13 protein-coding genes and 1 pseudogene are annotated in these 18,586 nt (G+C 64.3%); 11 read left to right on the top strand and 3 right to left on the bottom strand.

Annotation, left to right across the window (positions count from 1 at the left end; genetic code table 11):
• Positions 1-123 precede the first annotated feature (123 nt).
• The 3 genes from RX329_RS05500 (at position 124) to RX329_RS05490 (ending at position 3,917) form a co-directional block, all read left to right on the top strand.
• Positions 124-2,490, top strand: a complete 2,367-nt coding sequence (locus RX329_RS05500) for an exopolysaccharide transport family protein (RefSeq protein ID WP_085385443.1) — start codon at positions 124-126, stop codon at positions 2,488-2,490.
• Positions 2,483-3,292 (top strand): WecB/TagA/CpsF family glycosyltransferase, encoded by an 810-nt coding sequence (locus tag RX329_RS05495; RefSeq protein ID WP_085361247.1) that lies wholly within the window; start codon positions 2,483-2,485, stop codon positions 3,290-3,292. Before RX329_RS05500 ends, RX329_RS05495 begins: the two co-directional genes overlap by 8 nt.
• Positions 3,293-3,575: 283 nt before the next feature.
• The gene (locus RX329_RS05490; protein WP_085361246.1) at positions 3,576-3,917 is read left to right on the top strand and encodes a hypothetical protein; all 342 of its coding nucleotides are present in this window, start codon (positions 3,576-3,578) and stop codon (positions 3,915-3,917) included.
• Here the strand turns inward: RX329_RS05490 and RX329_RS41840 are convergent.
• Positions 3,891-8,010: pseudogene (locus tag RX329_RS41840) on the bottom strand (GAF domain-containing protein). The gene RX329_RS05490 and the pseudogene RX329_RS41840 overlap by 27 nt on opposite strands.
• Before the next feature lie 46 nt (positions 8,011-8,056).
• Between RX329_RS41840 and RX329_RS05475 the strand changes: the two are divergent.
• The 4 genes from RX329_RS05475 (at position 8,057) to RX329_RS05460 (ending at position 11,563) form a co-directional block, all read left to right on the top strand.
• Positions 8,057-8,233 carry a hypothetical protein gene (locus RX329_RS05475; protein ID WP_158091731.1) on the top strand — a complete coding sequence of 59 codons (177 nt, stop codon included), beginning with the start codon at positions 8,057-8,059 and terminating at the stop codon, positions 8,231-8,233.
• A 72-nt stretch (positions 8,234-8,305) separates the two neighbouring features.
• Positions 8,306-9,358 carry an Ldh family oxidoreductase gene (locus RX329_RS05470; RefSeq protein WP_085361244.1) on the top strand — a complete coding sequence of 351 codons (1,053 nt, stop codon included), beginning with the start codon at positions 8,306-8,308 and terminating at the stop codon, positions 9,356-9,358.
• 36 nt (positions 9,359-9,394) lie between these two features.
• Positions 9,395-10,762 carry an LLM class flavin-dependent oxidoreductase gene (locus tag RX329_RS05465; RefSeq protein ID WP_085361243.1) on the top strand — a complete coding sequence of 456 codons (1,368 nt, stop codon included), beginning with the start codon at positions 9,395-9,397 and terminating at the stop codon, positions 10,760-10,762.
• A 15-nt stretch (positions 10,763-10,777) separates the two neighbouring features.
• Positions 10,778-11,563 (top strand): fumarylacetoacetate hydrolase family protein, encoded by a 786-nt coding sequence (locus RX329_RS05460; RefSeq protein ID WP_085350137.1) that lies wholly within the window; start codon positions 10,778-10,780, stop codon positions 11,561-11,563.
• On the opposite strand, the gene RX329_RS05455 is transcribed toward RX329_RS05460, so the two are convergent.
• Positions 11,564-12,484, bottom strand: coding sequence for a LysR family transcriptional regulator (locus tag RX329_RS05455; RefSeq protein ID WP_085361242.1), 921 nt, complete (start codon positions 12,482-12,484; stop codon positions 11,564-11,566). It abuts the gene before it with no gap.
• 145 nt (positions 12,485-12,629) lie between these two features.
• Here RX329_RS05455 and RX329_RS05450 point away from each other — a divergent pair, with 145 nt between their 5' ends.
• The 3 genes from RX329_RS05450 (at position 12,630) to RX329_RS05440 (ending at position 14,454) form a co-directional block, all read left to right on the top strand.
• On the top strand, positions 12,630-12,971 hold the full coding sequence (locus tag RX329_RS05450) for a hypothetical protein (RefSeq protein WP_244561299.1): 342 nt from the start codon (positions 12,630-12,632) through the stop codon (positions 12,969-12,971).
• Between the two features lie 59 nt (positions 12,972-13,030).
• Positions 13,031-13,531, top strand: a complete 501-nt coding sequence (locus RX329_RS05445; RefSeq protein ID WP_085350140.1) for a hypothetical protein — start codon at positions 13,031-13,033, stop codon at positions 13,529-13,531.
• 83 nt (positions 13,532-13,614) lie between these two features.
• On the top strand, positions 13,615-14,454 hold the full coding sequence (locus RX329_RS05440) for an MFS transporter (RefSeq protein ID WP_085350176.1): 840 nt from the start codon (positions 13,615-13,617) through the stop codon (positions 14,452-14,454).
• Positions 14,455-14,464: 10 nt separating this feature from the next.
• Here RX329_RS05440 and RX329_RS05435 read toward each other — a convergent pair whose 3' ends face one another.
• The gene (locus tag RX329_RS05435) at positions 14,465-14,920 is read right to left on the bottom strand and encodes an Lrp/AsnC family transcriptional regulator (protein ID WP_018453391.1); all 456 of its coding nucleotides are present in this window, start codon (positions 14,918-14,920) and stop codon (positions 14,465-14,467) included.
• Between the two features lie 153 nt (positions 14,921-15,073).
• Here RX329_RS05435 and RX329_RS05430 point away from each other — a divergent pair, with 153 nt between their 5' ends.
• On the top strand, positions 15,074-18,523 hold the full coding sequence (locus tag RX329_RS05430; RefSeq protein ID WP_085350141.1) for an indolepyruvate ferredoxin oxidoreductase family protein: 3,450 nt from the start codon (positions 15,074-15,076) through the stop codon (positions 18,521-18,523).
• Positions 18,524-18,586 lie beyond the last annotated feature (63 nt).

The raw sequence follows: 18,586 nt of genomic DNA, 5'->3' as shown, positions 1-18,586 counted from the left end.
GTCCCTCAATGAGTATGGTTAATTTTCCCTGTTGCGTTGAGTGGGCACCTATATCTGAGGTGCATGGCGTAGAGCGAAGAGTACCCCCTCAGCTCGCGGCACTTGGAATGAAAGCTGGGGATCATGCTTGACTATAACCAGCCGATAGATCGGGCCAGACCGGAGGCCCCGCAGCACCGGCCTCAGGCCGGCTTCAACGTGCTGGAGCTGGTCAATCTGCTCTGGCGGCGGAAGATCGCGATTGCCGTTGCCGCGCTGCTCGGTGCGACGCTTGCCGTCACCGTGGGCAAGAGCCTGACGCCCCGCTACACCGCCACCGCCCAGCTCTATGTCGACCCGCGCGAGCTTCAGCTCGTCGACCGCGAGCTAACGCCCCGCGCGCAGGACGTCTCCGGCATGTCGATGGTGGTCGAGAGCCAGGCGCGCCTGATCACCTCCAACAGCGTGCTGCTCCAGGTGATCCAGCAGGCTGATCTGGACAAGGATCCCGAATTCGGCGGCGGCGCCGACGGCAAAGGCGTGATGTCGTCGCTGCTCGGCCTGATCGGCCTTCAGCCCCACGCGCCCTCCGCCGCGGAGAAAAAGGAAGTGCAGCTCGCCGCCCTCGAGGCGCTGAACCGGCACATCACGATCCGCAAGACCGAGAAGAGCTTCATCGTCGACATCGAAGTCTGGTCGACCGATCCGGCGAAAGCGGCAATGCTCGCCAACACGCTGACCAGCGCCTACCTCGCGGAGTCCCGCAACTCGCAGGCGTCAGCCGCGCGGCGCGCCACCAACGATCTCTCCGGCCGCCTGAAGGAACTGCGCGAGCGGCTGCGCAACGCCGAGACCGTGCTCGCGACCTACAAGGCCCAGAACAATTTCGTCGGCACCCAGGACGCGCTGATCAGCGACCAGCAGCTTTCCGCCAGCAACCAGCGGCTTTCCGCCGCCCGCGCCGCGACGATGGACGCGCAGGCGCGCCTCGACCAGATCGAGGCGAGCCGGCGCACGACGGCAGATGCAGGCGCGAACTCCGAGGCGCTGCAATCGCCAACCATCGCCAACCTGCGCGCGCAATATGCCGACGCGCGCAAGAAATATGCGGAGCAGGCCGGCGAGCTCGGCCCGCGTCATCCAGCGCTGCGCCAGACCGAAAAGCAGGTCGAGGATCTCAAGCGCACCATCAACGAAGAGATCGACCGCTTCGCCCAGTCCGCCAAGAACGATTTGACGCGCGCCCGCGACTTTGAAGCCTCGCTCAGCCGGGCGCTGGAGGCACAGAAGCGGCAGAGCGTCCAGCTCAGCCAGGCCGCCGTGCGCTTGCGCGAGCTCGAGCGCGAAGCCGATGCCAGCCGTGACGTCTATCAATCCTTCCTCAAGCGCTCGCGCGAGACCGAGGAGCAGGAGACGCTGAACACCTCGGCGGCCCGAATCATCGGCGAAGCGACGGTGCCGCAGCGGCGCTCGTTCCCGCCGGCGATGAGCTTGTTCGCCATGATCGGCTTCATCTTCGGCGCAATCGCTGCATCGAGCTGGTTCGTCGCGGCCGAGCTGCTGTTCGCCGGTGCGTTCGCGCCGGCACCGGCGCCGGCCCGGTCCAATCGCATTCCGTTGCCGCGAGCTCCGGAGCCTTCGCGGGCGCCGGAGACTGCCCGGTCCCAGCCGGTCTCGCGAGCCCCGGAAGTCGCGGAGGCACTGCCGGAACTCGCCGCCCCGCCGCTGCAACCTTCGATGGTCGAGAAGCCCCTGATCGAAAAGCCGCTGATCGCGCGCCTCCAGGAGGCCGACGTCATCCACACGCTCGGTGCCATTCTCGCCACCGGCGGCGGCATCGACCTCACCCGGCTCGGCTGGCCAACGCTGCGCCCCGGCTTTCCACTGACGACGCTGCTCAACGCCTGGCGCGACATGCGCGCTACGGCGGCCCGGCGCGCCGGCGGAAAGACAATGCCGGTCATCGCGCTCGTCGGTGCCGGTGAGACCACCGGGCGCAGCGTGACCGCGCTGAATTTCGCGCTCGCGGCCGCGCGCGACGGCGCCCGGGTCCTGATGATCGATGCCGACCATCAGGCGCACCCGCTCTCGAACAAGGTCAGCCGTCCCGTCAAGAGCGAGCCGAGCAAGGTCGGATGGCTTTCGATCGGCAGCAAGGCCGCGCGCGAGATCAAGACACTCAACGGCATCTCGATATTGCCGGCCGCCGAACGCGACGCCGGCAAGGCCACTGACGCCATCCGCAAGGCCATCGAGCAGGCGCGCTCCGCCGGCGGCTATGACCTTGTGATCCTTGACGGCCCCGCGGCGCCACTCACGGCCGGCAGCCGTAAGCTGCTCGATGATGCCGACGCGCTGGTGGCGGTGCTGCCGACCAGCCTCGACATCAACGACGGCCTGGAGGAGATCTTGAGCACACTCGGCCGCGCGGAGCGCAAGCTCGTCGGCGTCGTGCTCGACGAACTCACCCCTATGGCCCAAGCTCGCCAACGAGGCAGACAATATGCTTGAGCGCCGCATCAATCTCGATGGCCGGGCCGCAACCGCCGACGTGCCGCGGATCACCATCGGCGGCCTTCGCATGGCCGCACTCGATCTGGAAGCGACCGCAAATTTCATGATCGAGGCGACCGATCCGCGCCATCGCATCGGCCGTCCGCTGCACCTGACCTCGGCCAATGGCGAGGTGCTGGCGCGGTGCTCGACCGAACCCGAGACCGAGCGCCTGTTCCGCAGCGCTGACCTGATCAACGCCGATGGCCAGCCGCTGGTGGCGGCGTCCAGGCTACAATCCTGGTTTCCGTTGCCCGAGCGGGTCGCCACGACGGACCTGTTTCACGTCGTCGCGCGCAAGGCTGAAGCGGTCGGCCGCACCTTCTACATGTTCGGCGCCAGCGAGGACGAGAACGCCCTTGCGGTCGAGAACGTCCGAAAGATGTATCCAAACCTCAAGATCGTTGGCTACAGCCACGGTTATCTCCGTGGCGACGCGCTGCGCGCGAAGGTCGACGAGATCAACGCGCTAGCGCCGGATTATCTCTGGGTTGCGCTGGGCGTGCCAAACGAGCAGGCGTTCGTCGAGGAATTCACCCCGCATCTCACCAATGTCGGCGTCATCAAGACATCCGGCGGCCTGTTCAACTTCTTGTCGGGAAGCCGCGCCCGCGCGCCGCGATGGATGCAGAAGATCGGGCTGGAATGGGCCTGGCGCACCTTGCTCGAGCCCCGCCGCCTGTTCTGGCGCTATTTAACCACCAACCCACGCGCAATCTATCTGCTGTTCAGCCGCAATCGGCCCTTTAATAATCGCTGAGTAGACGACGACATGATCGCCGCCGGTTGCCAGCCCCGCCTGCGCTATTTCAACGCCAGCGGCGCCGGTATTGCGCCTTGCGGGCCGGGCTCATAAGCCGCTAAAGAGACTGTCACAGTCGGTGTCGGCAACTTTCCCGGCCGCCGCGTGTTTTGTATGGCCGCCGACACAAGCGGCACAGTCGGCTCAGCCAATAGTGCGAGCCAGCTTTTCACAGCGAAGGCCACGATCGAGTCCGCGCATCGGCCTGCTTTCAGGCGCGACCCAAGGGAGCACGGAACGAATGCATCAGGCCGCAAGCCTGCAATTCGAGCGCATGATGGGCGAGCTCGTCCTCTGGCATGCCGTGCCGGAGCACGAACGATCGCCGGCGCCGGCCTGGTGGTGGGGTCCGGCGATGGCCGTGCTCGACACGCACGAGCCGATGCCACACGCGTGGTGTTCTGAACTCGGTCTGAGCCACGACTCGAGCTTTGCCGAAGGCGCGCACGCCCTGCTCGCCCTGTTCGCCAAGCAAACCTCGCCGACCTGGCCGGATGATTTTCCGCGCAAGGCGGAAATCAAGGAAGACGACGCCCGCGAGCTGCACCCGCAGCCGTCAGACGACAGCGCTTTTCAACCGTAGCGCCGCGGCCGCGGTGGCGGCATGGTCCGGCTCCGGCTGGAGCGGCGGCGCGTAGGGCAGCTCCATGGGCTGCAGCAGCTCGGCCATCTGCCGCGCCGGCAGCGGCTTGGAGATCAGGAAGCCCTGCATCTCGTCGCAGCCATGGGCGCGCAGGAATGCCTCCTGTTCGGCATTCTCGACGCCTTCCGCCACCACGGTCATGCCGAGCGCCTTGCCCATGCTGATGATCGCCTGCGCGATCGCCTGGTCTTCCAGATCCTGTGGCAAATCGCGCACGAAGGAGCGGTCGATCTTGATGGTGTCGATCGGAAAATGCTTCATCAGCGACATCGACGAATAGCCGGTGCCGAAGTCGTCGATGGCAAGGCGGATGCCGCGGCTCTGGATCGCGTCGAGCACCTTGAGCGCACGCCCGACGTTGCGCATCATCATGCTCTCAGTGACCTCCAACTGGAGCAGCACGGGCGACATGCCGCTGGCGGCCAGCGCCTCGTCGACGTCCTGCAACAGATGCTCGTCGACAAACTGCCGCGGTGACAGGTTGACCGCCATCGACACCGGCAACAGGCCGCGGCGCTGCCAGGCCATGGCCTGCGCGCAGGCCTCCTTTACCACCCAGCGGCCGATCGGCACGATCAATCCGGTCTCCTCCGCGAGCGGAATGAACTGCGCCGGCGAGATGCTGCCCAGATCGGGGTGCGTCCAGCGCAGCAGGGCTTCCACGCCCGTGATCTGGCCGGTCTCCATGTCCAGCTTGGGCTGGTAGTTCAAAGTGAACTGATTCCGCTCCAGCGCCCGGCGCAGCGCACTCTCCAACGACAGCCGCTCGATCGACTGCGTCTTCACTTCCTTGGAGAAGAAGCGATAGCCGTTCTTGCCGTCTTCCTTGGCGAGATACATCGCCATGTCGGCGTTCTTGGTCAGCGTCTGCACGTCGGAGCCGTTGGTCGGATACATCGCGATACCGATCGAGGCCGTGGTGTGGCACTCGTGCCCCGCTAGCTCCATGGGCTCCGCAAGCGCCGTCAACAGCCCGGTCGCGATGCGCTGGACGTCATCGATCTCGCCGCATTGATCGAGGATCACCACGAACTCGTCGCCGCCGAGCCGCGCCACGACGTCGGTTGCGCGCAGCGCACCACGCAGCCGGTTGGCCACTTCGAGCAGGAGCAGATCGCCGGCCTCGTGGCCCAGCGAATCATTGATGACCTTGAAACGATCGAGGTCGATGAACAGCACCGCAAAGCGCTGATCGTGGCGCTGCGCCTCGTCGATCGCCTCATGCAGCAACCCGTTGAAGGTCTCGCGGTTCGGCAGGTCGGTCAGGCTGTCGTGCGAAGCGAGGTATTCGATTCGCTCGTCGGCCTGGTTTTTCTCGTCGGCCCGGTCGAAATTCTCCATCGCGAAGGAGACGTTGTCGGCGAGGCGCTGCAACAGCTCGACGAACTCGGCCGTGAAGGTGCCGGGCTCGGTCGACATGTAGATCATGACGCCGACGGCCCGATCGTGTGCGACGAGGGGAAAAGCCGCGCCCGACCGCGCGCCGTCGTTGCGGACAATGGAATGAAAGGCGCGAACGCGATCGTCATTGAGATAGTCGTTGCTGATGCAGGGCTGGCGGGTGCGGAACGCCGTGCCGCTCATTCCGCGCCCCTCGGGGCGCTCGGGGTCGATTGATAGGCGGACATTGCGCGTGGTGTCAGACGACGGTCCGGCGCTCGACACGATCTCCAGCTGATCGCTATCGACCCTCGCCAGCGCAATGGTGGTCGAGGTGAACTTGGCGCCGTTCGATGCGGCGAGACAGACGAGGTCGAACAGTTCGGCGCGCGACTTCGCCCGCATGATCGCCTCGTTGGTCGCGCTCAGCGCCGCGAACATGCGAGCCAAACGCTCCGTCCGCGCCTCGTTGCGGGCCTTTTCCTCGGCGCGATCGAAATTATCGAGTGCAAATGACACGTTCTCGGCGAGGCGCCCGAGCAACTCGACCATATCGGGTGTGAACGTATTCTCTTCCGGCGCGAGGAAAAGCAGAATGCCGATCGGCTCCTGGCCGGCGCGCAGCAGCGGGAAGCTGGCAGCCGCTCGCGTTCCATCTTCGATCGCCTTAGAGTGCCAATGCGCCGCTCGGAGGTCGTGGAGATAGTCGTTGATGACGCTGGGCCCGCGGGTCCGCAGCGACATCCCTATGATTCCGCGACCCTCAGGATGGTCGGCGGAAACAAAGAAAGCAGGTGCGTCCCACCATCCGCTCCTGGAGGCGCCCCTTCACGGCAACCACGCGAACGAGTTCACGCTGGTCGTCCATAATGCCGATTGTCGCCGAGGCGAATACGCCGCCGAGCACGGCTGCCTGGCACGCCCCTTCGAACAGCTCCTCGCGCGTCTTGGCGCGCATGATTGCCTCGTTCGTCGCGCTCAGCGCCTCGAACATGCCGCTCAACCTGTCACGCTGCCTGTCGGCCTTCGCCTTCTCGTCGGCACGGTCGAAGTTCTCCAACGCGAAGGCGACATTGGCCTGGAGCTTGCGCAATAGCTCGACGAATTCGTCCGTGAAAGTGCCGCACTCGGGCGAATTGAACAGGAATACGCCTTCGACGCTGTCGCCGTTGAATAGCGGCATCGCGGTTGAGGACCTAATGCCATTGCGACGCGCGCTGGCGTGCCAAGGCTTGAGGCGGGCGTCTGCCAGGACGTCGTTGCTGATACAGGGCCGCCGCGTCCGGAACGCGGTGCCGGTCAGCCCTCGTCCTTCCGGCTCCTTGTCGCTGACCGACAGCCTGAAGGATCGCACTTCCTCGGCGTTCGGTCCGAAGGACGCAACAACACGAAGCAGTCCCGCATCGCGGTCAAGCAATGCAATGGAGGTCGAGGCGAACTTGGCGCCGTGCACCGTGGCTTCGCAAACCAGATCCAACAGTTCGCTGCGCGACCTTGCCCGCAGAATGGCTTCGTTCGTCGCGCTTAGCGCTGCGTACATACGCGCCAGCCGATCCTCCTCCAAGGCGATCTGGGCCTTCTCCTTGTCGCGGTCGAAGTTCTCGAGCGCAAAGCACACGTTTTCGGTCATGCGCAGCAACAATGCGACGATGCCTTCGTCTTTCGCCCAGGCTTTGCTCACGAAGAAAAACAGCACGCCGATGCTGGTGCCACGCTTGATCAAGGGAGCAGCCACGCAGGCGACGGCGCCGGCATTGACGTTGGCCTGCTCCCAGGTGGTCCCCTTGGTGCGATTGACGAGGTCGTCCTCGACGATCGCTTGCTGGGTCCGGAACACCTCGCCGGAGATGCCCTTGCCGTAGGGACTCTCCGGATCAATCGAGTAGCGCGACTGTCTGATCAGATCCAGATTATGTCCGGTCGCTGCCACCGGCGTCAGCCATTCGGAATCCGGCTCGTGCAGCAGAACGAAAGTGGCAAGCGATTTGCCGCTATAAACAGCGGCGTCGCAGACCCGCTGGTACAAGTCCAGCTCAGTGCTGGCTTGCAGAATTGCTTCGTTCGTCGCACTGAGCGCGCCGAACATGCGGTTGAGCCGCCGCACTGCCCGCTCGCCATCCAGGCGGGCTCCCTCGGTCGCGAAGCTCTCCAGCGCGTGAGAGATATTGGCCGACATCCGCTCGAACAACGAGACCATCGCCTCGTCGAGCGAGCCGGCGCCCGACCGCGTAACATACAACACCCCAATACTGCGTCCCATGCAGACCAGGGGTAGCGCCGCGGCCGCGCCGACACTCGCCGCCACCGCGCCGTTGCGCCATGCCAGCGAACGCGGATCGTTCAGGAAATCGTTGCTGATGCAGAGCTTCTGGCTGCGGAACGCCTCGCCGCCCACGCCCAAGCCTTCCGGCGTGCCAGCCTGCGTGGTGATCTCGATCGCGCTCAGCCGCGCCACGTCATCGCCGCGACCAGCGGCAAAGCGAAGCTTATGGCCATCCGGCTCCACAAGGAACACGGCCACGGCCATGAAGTCTCCACTCGCAAACCCGGCGTCGCAGACCTTCTGGTACAGCTCATCCGGCGATTTCGCGTAGAGGATCGCTTCGTTGATGGCGCTCAACGCCGCAAAGGTGCGCGCGAGTGTCGTCGGCACGATCTCAGCTCCCGGGCATTTCTGCCTTTTTTTCCCGGATGACGTTATGACCGGCGATCGCCTAAGTGGTCGTTATTGCGCGCTGCAAACCGTCGATCAAAGTGAACGAGCTGCGAACGACCTGCGCCAATCTGTCGAAAATGCCACCGCGCGGGACGAATCTTCGCCCGACGGCCCTGCTCGCTGCGAATTTGCAGCCCTGTATTGGTTTACAGGAGATTGATATCGCAGCCGCGCTTTGAGACCATGGCTCCCAACAAGCAGCCTGTTAAGGGCACCATGCCGGGGAAGCGCCATGCCGATCGTCCATGCCGACCGCCTCACGCGCATCAGCGCAGCGCTGCTTCGGGTTGCCGGGGCTTCCGAGGAAGAGGCCGACGCGGTCGCAAACGGCTGCGTCAACGCCAATCTCGCCGGCCACGATTCCCACGGCGTGATCGCCATTCCCACCTATGTTGACCGGATCAAGGCCGGCCACATCGTGCCCGGCGCCAGATGGACCATCGTCCGGGAATCGCCGACGACGACCGTGATCGACGGCCAGTGGGGTTTTGGCTTCCACGTCAACGCCAAGGCGATGGCGCTGACGATCGAGAAAGCGAAGACGGCGAATGTCGCCGCCTGCACCGTGTTCCGGCAAAGCCATGTCGGCCGCCTCGCCGCCTATCCGCTGATGGCAATGCGCGAAGGCATGATCGGGATCGCAACGGCGGATTCCGGCCGTTCGCCGAAGCATGTGGCGCCATTCGGCGGCAAGGAGGCACGGCTCGGCACCAATCCGATCTCGATCGCGGTGCCGTCCGACCTCGATGCGCCGTTCTACCTGGACATGGCGACCTCTGCGGTCGCGGCCGGCAAGATCCAGCTCGCGGTCGCCCGCGGCGAGGAAATCCCGCCGGGGTGGATCATCGATGCCGAGGGACGGCACACTACCGATCCAACCCAGTATCGCAAGGGCGGCGCGCTGCTGCCGCTCGGCGGCACCGAGGGCTACAAGGGCAGCGGCCTCGCCGCAATGGTCGAGGTCCTGTGCGGCCTGCTCACCGGCCTCGGTTTCGGCGTCGAGCCCACGGGCCGGCACAATGACGGCTGCTTCATGGCCGTGTTCAACGTCGCCGCGTTTCGCCCGCTGCAGGATTTCAAGCGCGAGGTCGCCGAGTTCGCACACTATCTCAAATCGACCCCGCCCTCCGAGGGCAGCAAGGGCGTGTTCTATCCCGGTGAGATCGAGGGCTTGCGTGAGCAGCAGCGCCTGCGCGACGGCATCGAGATCGAGGATGCGACCTGGGAAAAACTGCGCGCGCTGGCGCGCGAGTACAGGCTCGACACGGTCCTCGACCTGGCCTGACGGATTTCGGCCTGACGCAATTCGGAGAACAGCAGCATGACGCGGCAGATGGTACTGGTCGGCTTCCTTCAGGCCCAGAACTGCACGAATTTGCCGAGCTCGTGGCGACATCCGGACTCGCGCGACGATTCGATGTCGGCGGACTATTATCAGGAGATCGCCAAAATCCTCGAAGCCGGCAAGTTCCACATGGCCTTCTTCGACGACCGGCTGGCGATGCCGGACCGCTACGGCAACGATCACGCCCACACCGTCGAATACGGCATCCGCTGCGTGAAGATGGATCCCCTGATCGTGCTGACGACGATGGGCATGGTGACGGAGAAGCTCGGGTTGGGTGCGACCGGCTCGACGACTTATTTCGAGCCCTTCGACATCGCCCGCCGCTTCGCAACGCTCGACCTGATGTCGGGCGGACGCGCCGGATGGAACGTCGTGACCTCGCTCAATGACGGCGAGGCCTTCAACATGGGCCGGGATTCTCATCCCGAGCACGACGCCCGCTATGACCGCGCCGACGAATTCATGGAGATCGTTCTCGGCCATTGGGACACCTGGGAAGACGGCGCGCTCATCATGGACAAGACGAGCGGCCGCTTTGCCGATCCGGCCAAGGTGAAGCGGCTCGATCACAAGGGCCCATTCTACAAGTCCCGCGGTCCCTTCACGGTGCCCCGCTCCGACCAGGGCCATCCCGTGATCATCCAGGCCGGCGCGTCCGGCCGCGGCCAGCGCTTTGCAGGACGATGGGGTGAGGTGATCTTCACCGCCGCGCGCAACCTCGCCGCCGCCAAGGAAGGCTATGCGGCGGTGCGTAACGAGGCCGCGAAAGCCGGTCGGGATCCGGAGGCGATGTTCCTCTGCAACCTGACGACACCAGTCTGCGCCGCGACCAAAGCTGAGGCCGAAGACAAGATGGCGTTGATCAACAAGCTGCCGCTGCAGATCGATGCGCTGTCGCTGCTGGCCGAAGCGCTCAACTACGACTTCGCCTCCAAGGATCTCGACGAGCCGCTGACGACTGAGGAGTTGAAGAGCATGCAGGGCATTCTGGGCATCCGCGACGGCGTGCTCAAGAACTCCGGCAAAAGCAATCCGAGCGCGCGCGACTTCGTCACCTTCTCCGGCCGCGGTCAGGTCCAGGATGCGATGGTCGGCGGTCCCAAGGAGATCGCGGACAAGCTCGAAGAAATGTTCGTCGAGCGCGGCTGCGACGGTTTTGTCATCGCCGCGACCTATGTGCCCGGCTCCTATGCCGATTTCGTGCAACATATCGTCCCGGAATTGCAGCGGCGCGGATTGTTCCAGAAGGAGTATCGCGGCAAGACGCTGCGGGAAAATCTCGGGCTCAAGCGCCCGGCAGCCGGCGACTGGAAAGTGCAGCCGCGCGATGCCGCGGAATAACAACGGAGACACGGCATGCGCTGGCTGAAATTCACCGCTGCGAACAAGACGTCCTGGGGGATCGTCGAGGGTGACCAGGTCATCGCGATCGAGGGCGATCCCTTCGGAGAATGGCAACGCACCTCGCGCACGTATCAGCTCTCGCAGGTCAAGATCGAACTGCCGCTGATTCCGCGCACCTTCTACTGCGTCGGCTTGAATTACCTCAAGCATCTGAAGGAAGCCGCCGACAAGCGCGGCGAAGTGCCTGCTGTCCCCGACCGCCCCGAGATCGGCTATCGCGCGCAAAACGCGCTGATTGCGCATGACGAGGACGTCGCGATCCCGTCCTTTGCGACGGACAAGATCCACTACGAAGGCGAACTCGTTGTCGTCATCGGCAAGAAGGTGAAGCATCTCACCAATCAGAATGCGATGGATTGCGTCTTCGGCTACACCATCGGCAACGACGTCAGCGAACGAAGCTGGCAGAAGGCCGACCGCAGCCTGTGGCGGTCGAAGAACGCCGACACGTTCAAGCCGATGGGCCCGTGGATCGAGACCGAGGCCGACCTCGACAAGATGGAAACGATCGTCCGGGTCAACGGCAAGGAGACCAACCGCTTCCACACCAACGACATGATCTTTGGCGTGGTGCCGTTCCTAGTCGAGCTGACCAAGTATTTTACGCTATGGCCGGGCGATGTGATCTGGATGGGCACGGATGGTGCCTCGCCTGATATCAAGCACGGCGACGTCGTGGAGATCGACATCACCGGTGTCGGCACGCTGCGGAACAGGTTCGTGCGGGAAGAGCGGTGATCAACTCGTGGCGCCTGAGTGGCCCTTCACATGGTCGATAAACGCCCGCAGTTTCGGCATGATTTGCCGGTGGCCGGGATAGTAGAGGAAGACCCCCGGTGTCATCGGCGCGAATTGCTCCAGCACGCGGGCGAGTTTTCCCGTCGCTATGGCGCCTGTGGCCAATGGTGCGGGCACTTGCGCAAGACCCACACCTTCGATTGCTGCCCCCAGCATCGTGGGGAAATCGTAGGCGATGAAAGGTCCTGATACCGCAATCTCGATCGAACGGCCGCCGTCGTCGAGCGACCATGATGCGAGCGCGCCGCTCGACCGCCGCAATCGCAAACAAGCGTGCGTACGCAGGTCGTCCGGATGCTCGGGCCGACCGGCACGCGCGAGGTAAGTGGGGCTGCCGACGACGATGAGCGGGAGCGGCTTGGTCAGCCGCACGGCGATCATGTCTGGGGCGATGAACTGCCCCATCCTGATGCCGGCATCAAAGCCTCCGGCCGCTAGATCGATCATCTCTTCGCTCGCGGCAAGCTCCACCTCGATCTCTGGATAGGTCTGGCAGAACGAGGCGATCAGCGGCTCGAGCAGGATCGGCACGACCGAGCGCGGTACGGTGAGGCGCAGGAGCCCGGCCGGTCGCCGTCCGAGCTCACGCGCCGCCCCGCTTGCCGCGATGAGTTCTTCGAACGCCGGTCTTGCGCGCGCGAAAAATCTTTCGCCGGCTTCGGTCAGACCGACGCTGCGGGTCGTACGGATGAAGAGCGCGGCGCCGACGCGCGCCTCGAGCGCGCGAACCGCCTGACTGATAGCCGAAGGCGTTACCCCGAGTTCAGCGGCCGCCCGGCGGAAACTGCGGTGCTGGGCAACGCTGAGGAACGCCTCCACGCCGTCGAGCGCTCCCTGCCTGACTGTGAAGTTCTGCTTCATAGCCCATCAACATTATCGCGAATAGTCGCCCGCGGAAAGCGGCCATACATCCGGATTGCAAATGAGCCGCACCGGAGACCGAAACCGATGAAGGCAATCCGCAACGCCGCCCTGGCACGCCCTCACACTGACAGGTATTACCGCCATGACCGATCCATCCCTTGCGCAAGCACAAGCGCCGTCACCCGCGACCACCGGGGTCATGGTCATCCTGACCGTGAAAGCGGGCATCACGCGCGAGCAAATCATGGCCGTCATGCCCGATGAAATCAGGCAGACCGTGCAGCTCTATCTCAACGGAAAGGTCCGCGAATGGTATTCGCGTTCCGACGGGCGCGGCGCCGTGTTCGTGCTGGATGCCAAGAATGATGCCGAAGCGCATGCGATCATGGATGGCTTGCCGCTCGCCAGGCAGGACCTCATCGAGCATGAATACATCGCGGTCGGCCCGCTCATGCCGCTTCGCCTGCTCATGGCCAAGCCCTAAGCGTCCATCGATGCCGAGCTTCGACCTCGACTATCCTGACATTCATAAGGACATCCGACGTGCCATCGAGCTTCAACCTTCCGTTCGTCCTCAGCGTCGCCGGCGCCTTCCTGACAAGCGCGGTGGTGGCCATCACCTACGTTTGGCCGGCGGTCGGCGCCATGCCGCGTCACGACGCCTTGCGGCTTCTCGCGGCTTTCCATGCGTTCAGGTTCCTAGGGATGAACTTCATGGTTGCCGGGTTCGTGTCCTCGGAATTGAGCCCGGACTTCGCCAGCGAAGTTGGATGGGGAGATCTCGTCGCCGCCACTCTCGCACTCATTTCAATGGCGGCGCTGTCCTGGCGATGGTCGATCGCCATCCCGATCGTCTGGACATTCAACGTCTGGGGTACGCTGGATCTCCTGAATGCGTACTACATGGGCGTGAGGATCCAGAATCCCGGCCTGTTCGGCGCCGGCATCTATATCCCCGCCCTTTATGTACCTCTGCTGCTGGTCAGCCACGTCCTCGTCTTCACGATCCTGCTGAGGCCCGGATCGGACAAGCAGGCAGCATGATACTGCGCCCGGGCCGCAATCCGACATGCCAGCCGAGATGGCTTGCGTCGATGCGCGGGATAGCCTCTGAGGAAGGAATGCCGATGAACAGCGATGCCGTTTCCGCCGCCGAAATTGCTCCGCGTCCCGTGCGGCTCAGCCTAATGTCGGCCGTCCTGTTCACGATACTCTGGACCTGGTTGATCTACGCGGTGCCGGCACTTCCGGAGAGCGGCATTCCGGCCCTGGGCGTTCGGCTGATGACGCATGGGCTCATCGCACTTGGTCTGTGGCTCGGCCTTGGAAACACTGACCTGACACCAGGACAGCGCCAGGCAACCTGGCTCGTCCTCATGGTGCCTTTGACGCTGTGGGCCACAGTCGCCTGGACCGCGGCCATCAACGGTGCATTTCGCGCGGGCGCCTCCGCCTTGCCGTTGCTTCCAGCCGCGATCCTGTTGCCGGTCATCCTCGGCGCTCCGGTGCTGCTGCTGTCAAAGCGAGTGGGACAATTGCTCGATGCAACGCCGCCGACGTGGTTGATCGCGCTTCAGCTCTATCGCATCTTTGGCAGCCAATGGCTCGCCTACTGGATGCGTGGGGTGCTGCCGGGCTTGTTTGCATTGCCGGCAGGAACTGGCGATGTGCTGACCGGCCTTTTCGCCGTGCCGGCAGCGCTCGCGCTCGCGACCGGAACGGCTGAGGGGCGAAAGGCAGCCATCCTCTGGAACCTGTTCGGCCTCGCCGATTTCGCCGTCGCGATCGGCTTGGGGATGATGATGTCGCCCGGCGCATTGCAGCTGATCATTTCGAACGGCCCGAGCATGGCCTTAGACACCTTTCCGAATGTGCTGACGCCCGCCTTCGTCGTGCCAAGCTCGATCCTGCTGCACGCGCTGTCGCTGCGCCAACTGTTTCGGCGCAGGCAGGAAGAGGCGGCGTAAGCGCTGCCTCTCAAAACGGCAGCGCGACGCCCGTCTTGATCTCCTTCAGCACCACGTTGCTTCTGACATAGCGGATGCCGGGAATGCGGAACATGAAGTCGTCGAGGAATCTGTTGTACGCCGCCATATCCTGCACGACGACACGCAAATGGTAATCGGCATCGCCCGTGGTCGCAAAGCACTCCAGCACCTCACGCCGCGTGGTCACCCGCGCGACGAACTCGTCGACGAATTTTGCGTCGTGCCGTTCCAGCGAGACGTGGAGGATCGCGGACATCGCAAAGCCGGCCTGCTCGCGCGCGACCAGGGCCGCATAGCCCCGGATGGCACCGCTCTCCTCCAGCGCGCGCACCCGGCGCCAGCATGCCGAAGTCGACATGCCGACTGCGTCGGCGAGCTGCTGGTTGGTGGCGCGGCCGTCCTTCTGAAGATAGGCGAGAATCCGCGCGTCCTGGTCTTCGATCATGGAAACCACCAAAATGGATTAATCTACCTTCCCGTAGATCGTTTTGGATAACTCCACCATAATAGGTACGCTATTCGGAAAGAAAGGTAAGACCTACCAGTTGCCCAGGCTTACTCTTCTCCCATCCGGCAAGGATGCCGTGGGGAGGTCCGCATGGACGCCATTTCGTCTCTCGATCCTTACGAGCTTTCCGACCGCTACGATCGCGAACGGGGCCGCGTCTTCCTCACCGGCACGCAGGCCATCGTCCGCATCGCGCTCGACCAGGTGCGGCGCGACCGTGCCGCGGGGCTGAACACGGCGGGCTTCATCTCAGGCTATCGCGGCTCGCCACTCGGCGGGATCGACCTCGAGCTGTGGCGCATCCACGAGCGACTGAAGCGGGACCGCATCGAATTCCTCCCCGCAGTGAACGAAGATCTTGCCGCGACCGCCGTGCTCGGCTCACAACAGGTCGAGACGCAAGCCGACCGCGAGGTCGATGGCGTGTTCGGTCTCTGGTACGGCAAGGGCCCCGGCGTCGATCGCTCCGGCGATGCGCTGAAACACGGCAACGCCTACGGCTCCTCACCGCATGGCGGCGTTCTGGTGGTCGCCGGCGACGACCATGGCTGCGTCTCGTCCTCGATGCCGCACCAGTCCGACGTCGCCTTCATGAGCTGGTTCATGCCGACGCTCCACCCCGCAAGCGTCAGCGAATATCTCGAATTCGGTGAATATGGCTACGCGCTGAGCCGCTTCACCGGCATGTGGGTCGGCTTCAAGGCGATCTCTGAGATCGTGGAATCCGGCGCGTCCGTCGCGCTGCGCCCACCGCGGGCCTTCCACCCGCCAGACTTCACGCCGCCACCCGGCGGCCTGCACTATCGCTGGCCCGATCTGCCCGGCCCGCAGATCGAGGAGCGGCTGGAGGCGAAGAAGCACGCGGTCTACGCCTTCGCAAAGGCTAATCCGATCGATCGTCACATCTACGACATCCCGGACGCCACCTACGGCATCGTCACCACGGGCAAGGCCCATCTCGATCTGATGGAAGCGCTGCGGCTGATGGGTCTCGACGAAGCGGACTGCCGCAGCATCGGCATCGACATCTACAAGGTCGGCATGGTCTGGCCGCTGGCGCTGCATGACGCGATGGCGTTCGTGAGGGGCAAGCGCGAGATCCTTGTCGTCGAGGAGAAGCGCGGCATCATCGAAAGCCAGTTCAAGGAATATTTTTACGATTATCCGGGCGAAAAACCCGAGCGCATGGTCGGTAAGCATGACGAGCAAGGGGCGCGGCTGATCTCCTGGATCGGCGAATTGTCACCGCGTGCGCTCGCTGGGGTGCTCGCACGCCGTCTCGATCCGATGTTCCCAGGCCTCAATCTCGCCGCACGCGCAGCCGGCTTGATGCCTGAGGCCTCGCGCACGATCAACGTCAGCGGTGCGACGCGTACGCCCTATTTCTGCTCGGGCTGCCCGCACAATACATCGACGAAAGTGCCCGAGGGTTCGAAGGCGCTGGCCGGCATCGGCTGTCATTTCATGGCCAGCTGGATGGACCGCGAGACATCGTCCCTGATCCAGATGGGAGGCGAAGGCGTGAATTGGGCCGCCTCGTCACGCTTCACCGGCAACAAGCACGTGTTCCAGAATCTGGGCGAAGGCACCTATTATCATTCGGGTTCGATGGCGATCCGGCAGGCGATCGCCGCCAAGGCCAACATCACCTACAAGATCCTGTTCAACGATGCCGTGGCGATGACCGGCGGCCAACCCGTCGACGGCCCAATCAGCGTCCACGCTATCGCGCACAGCGTCCGCGCCGAGGGCGTTGCGCGCATCGCGCTGGTGTCGGACGATCCGGCGCAATTTCCGCCAGGCGATCTTCCGGTCGGCGTGTCCCTCCATCCGCGCGAGAAGATGGACAGCGTGCAGCGCGAGCTGCGCGATATTCCCGGCGTCTCGGTGCTGATCTATCAGCAGACCTGCGCGACAGAGAAACGGCGTCGCCGCAAGCGTGGACAGATGATCGATCCCAAACGCTTCGCCTATATCAACGATCTCGTCTGCGAAGGCTGCGGCGACTGCTCGGTCGAATCCAACTGCCTCAGCGTCGAGCCCAAGGAGACGCCGTTCGGCCGGAAGCGCCGGATCAACCTCTCATCCTGCAACAAGGACTTTTCCTGCCTCAACGGGTTCTGCCCGAGCTTCGTCACCGTCGAGGGCGCGAGGCGCCGGAAGAAGGGCGCGAGCCGGATCGACGCGGTCGGCCACGCGGCCACGCTTCCCCTGCCCGGGCCCGCAACGCTCGACCGTCCCTATGATCTGCTCGTCACCGGCGTCGGCGGCACCGGCGTGATCACGGTCGGCGCGCTGATCGGCATGGCGGCCCACCTCGAAGGAAACGGTGTCTCGGTGCTGGATTTTACCGGCTTTGCGCAGAAATTCGGGCCGGTGCTGAGCTACATCCGGTTGGCCGCATCCCCCGACGCATTGCACCAGGTCCGTATCGACCAGGGCGCGGCCGATGCGCTGATCGGCTGCGACCTCGTCGTCAGCTCCTCGCCGAAGGCGTCCGGCACCTATCGAAAAGGTACGCGCGCCGCGGTCAACACCGCGGAGATGCCGACCGGCGACGTCGTCCGCTTCCGTGACGCCGATCTCGCCTCACCCGCCCGCCTGCGTGCGATCGGCCAGGTGATCGGCGACGGCAATCTCGACACCATCAACGCCAATGCGCTGGCCGAGCGCCTGCTCGGCGATGCCGTCTATGCCAATATCGTCATGCTGGGCTTTGCCTGGCAGCGCGGGCTGCTGCCGGTCTCGCTGTCGGCGCTGTTGCGCGCGATCGAGCTCAACGGCGTCGGGGTCGAAAGCAACAAGCAGGCTTTCGCCTGGGGCCGGATTGCAGCCGCCGATCCCGACTTCTTGCCGAAGGTGGACGAAGCGCCGAAGGCCGAGACGCTCGACCAGCTGATCGACCGCCGCGCCGACTTCCTCACGGCTTATCAGAACGATGCCTACGCAGCGCGCTATCGAGAGCGCGTTGCAAGTGTTCGCCATGCCGAAGCCAGCCTGAATAGCGAGGCATTGACCCAGGCGGTCGCGCACGCCCTGTTCAAGCTGATGGCGTACAAGGATGAGTACGAGGTGGCGCGCCTGCACATGCAGAGCGGCTTCCTCGACGAGTTGAAAGGCGAATTCGACGGCGACTTCAGCATCCAATATCACCTCGCCCCGCCGTTCCTGCCGTCGAAGCGCGACGCCCGCGGACGTCCGCGCAAGCGCGCCTTCGGACAGTGGATCCAGATGCCGCTCGCCATGCTGGCGCGATTGAAGGGATTGCGCGGGACGCCGTTCGACCCGTTCGGCTACACGGCGGAACGGCGCGCCGAGCGGGAACTGATCACCTGGTACGACGGCACCATCAAACGGCTGCTCGGCGGGCTCGAGGCGGCGCATCTGCCAAGTCTGGTCGCCATTGCAAAAGCGCCGATGGATATCCGGGGCTACGGGCCGGTTAAGGACGCCGCGATCGGGAAGGTGAAGGCCGAGGTCGAGCGGCTGTTCGCCGAGCTCGACGCCCCATCACCTGCAAAGATGCGCGCCTACGGTTGACGGGGCGCCGACGAGGCTTCAGCCTCTGGAGCCGAGGCGCGCCCTGATGGCGCTCCTGCAACG

It is taken from the genome of Bradyrhizobium sp. BWC-3-1, assembly GCF_032917965.1.
Lineage (GTDB): Bacteria > Pseudomonadota > Alphaproteobacteria > Rhizobiales > Xanthobacteraceae > Bradyrhizobium > Bradyrhizobium canariense_D.
Note: the sequence above shows the minus strand (reverse complement) of the source record. Positions and strands in the feature narration are given on the sequence as shown.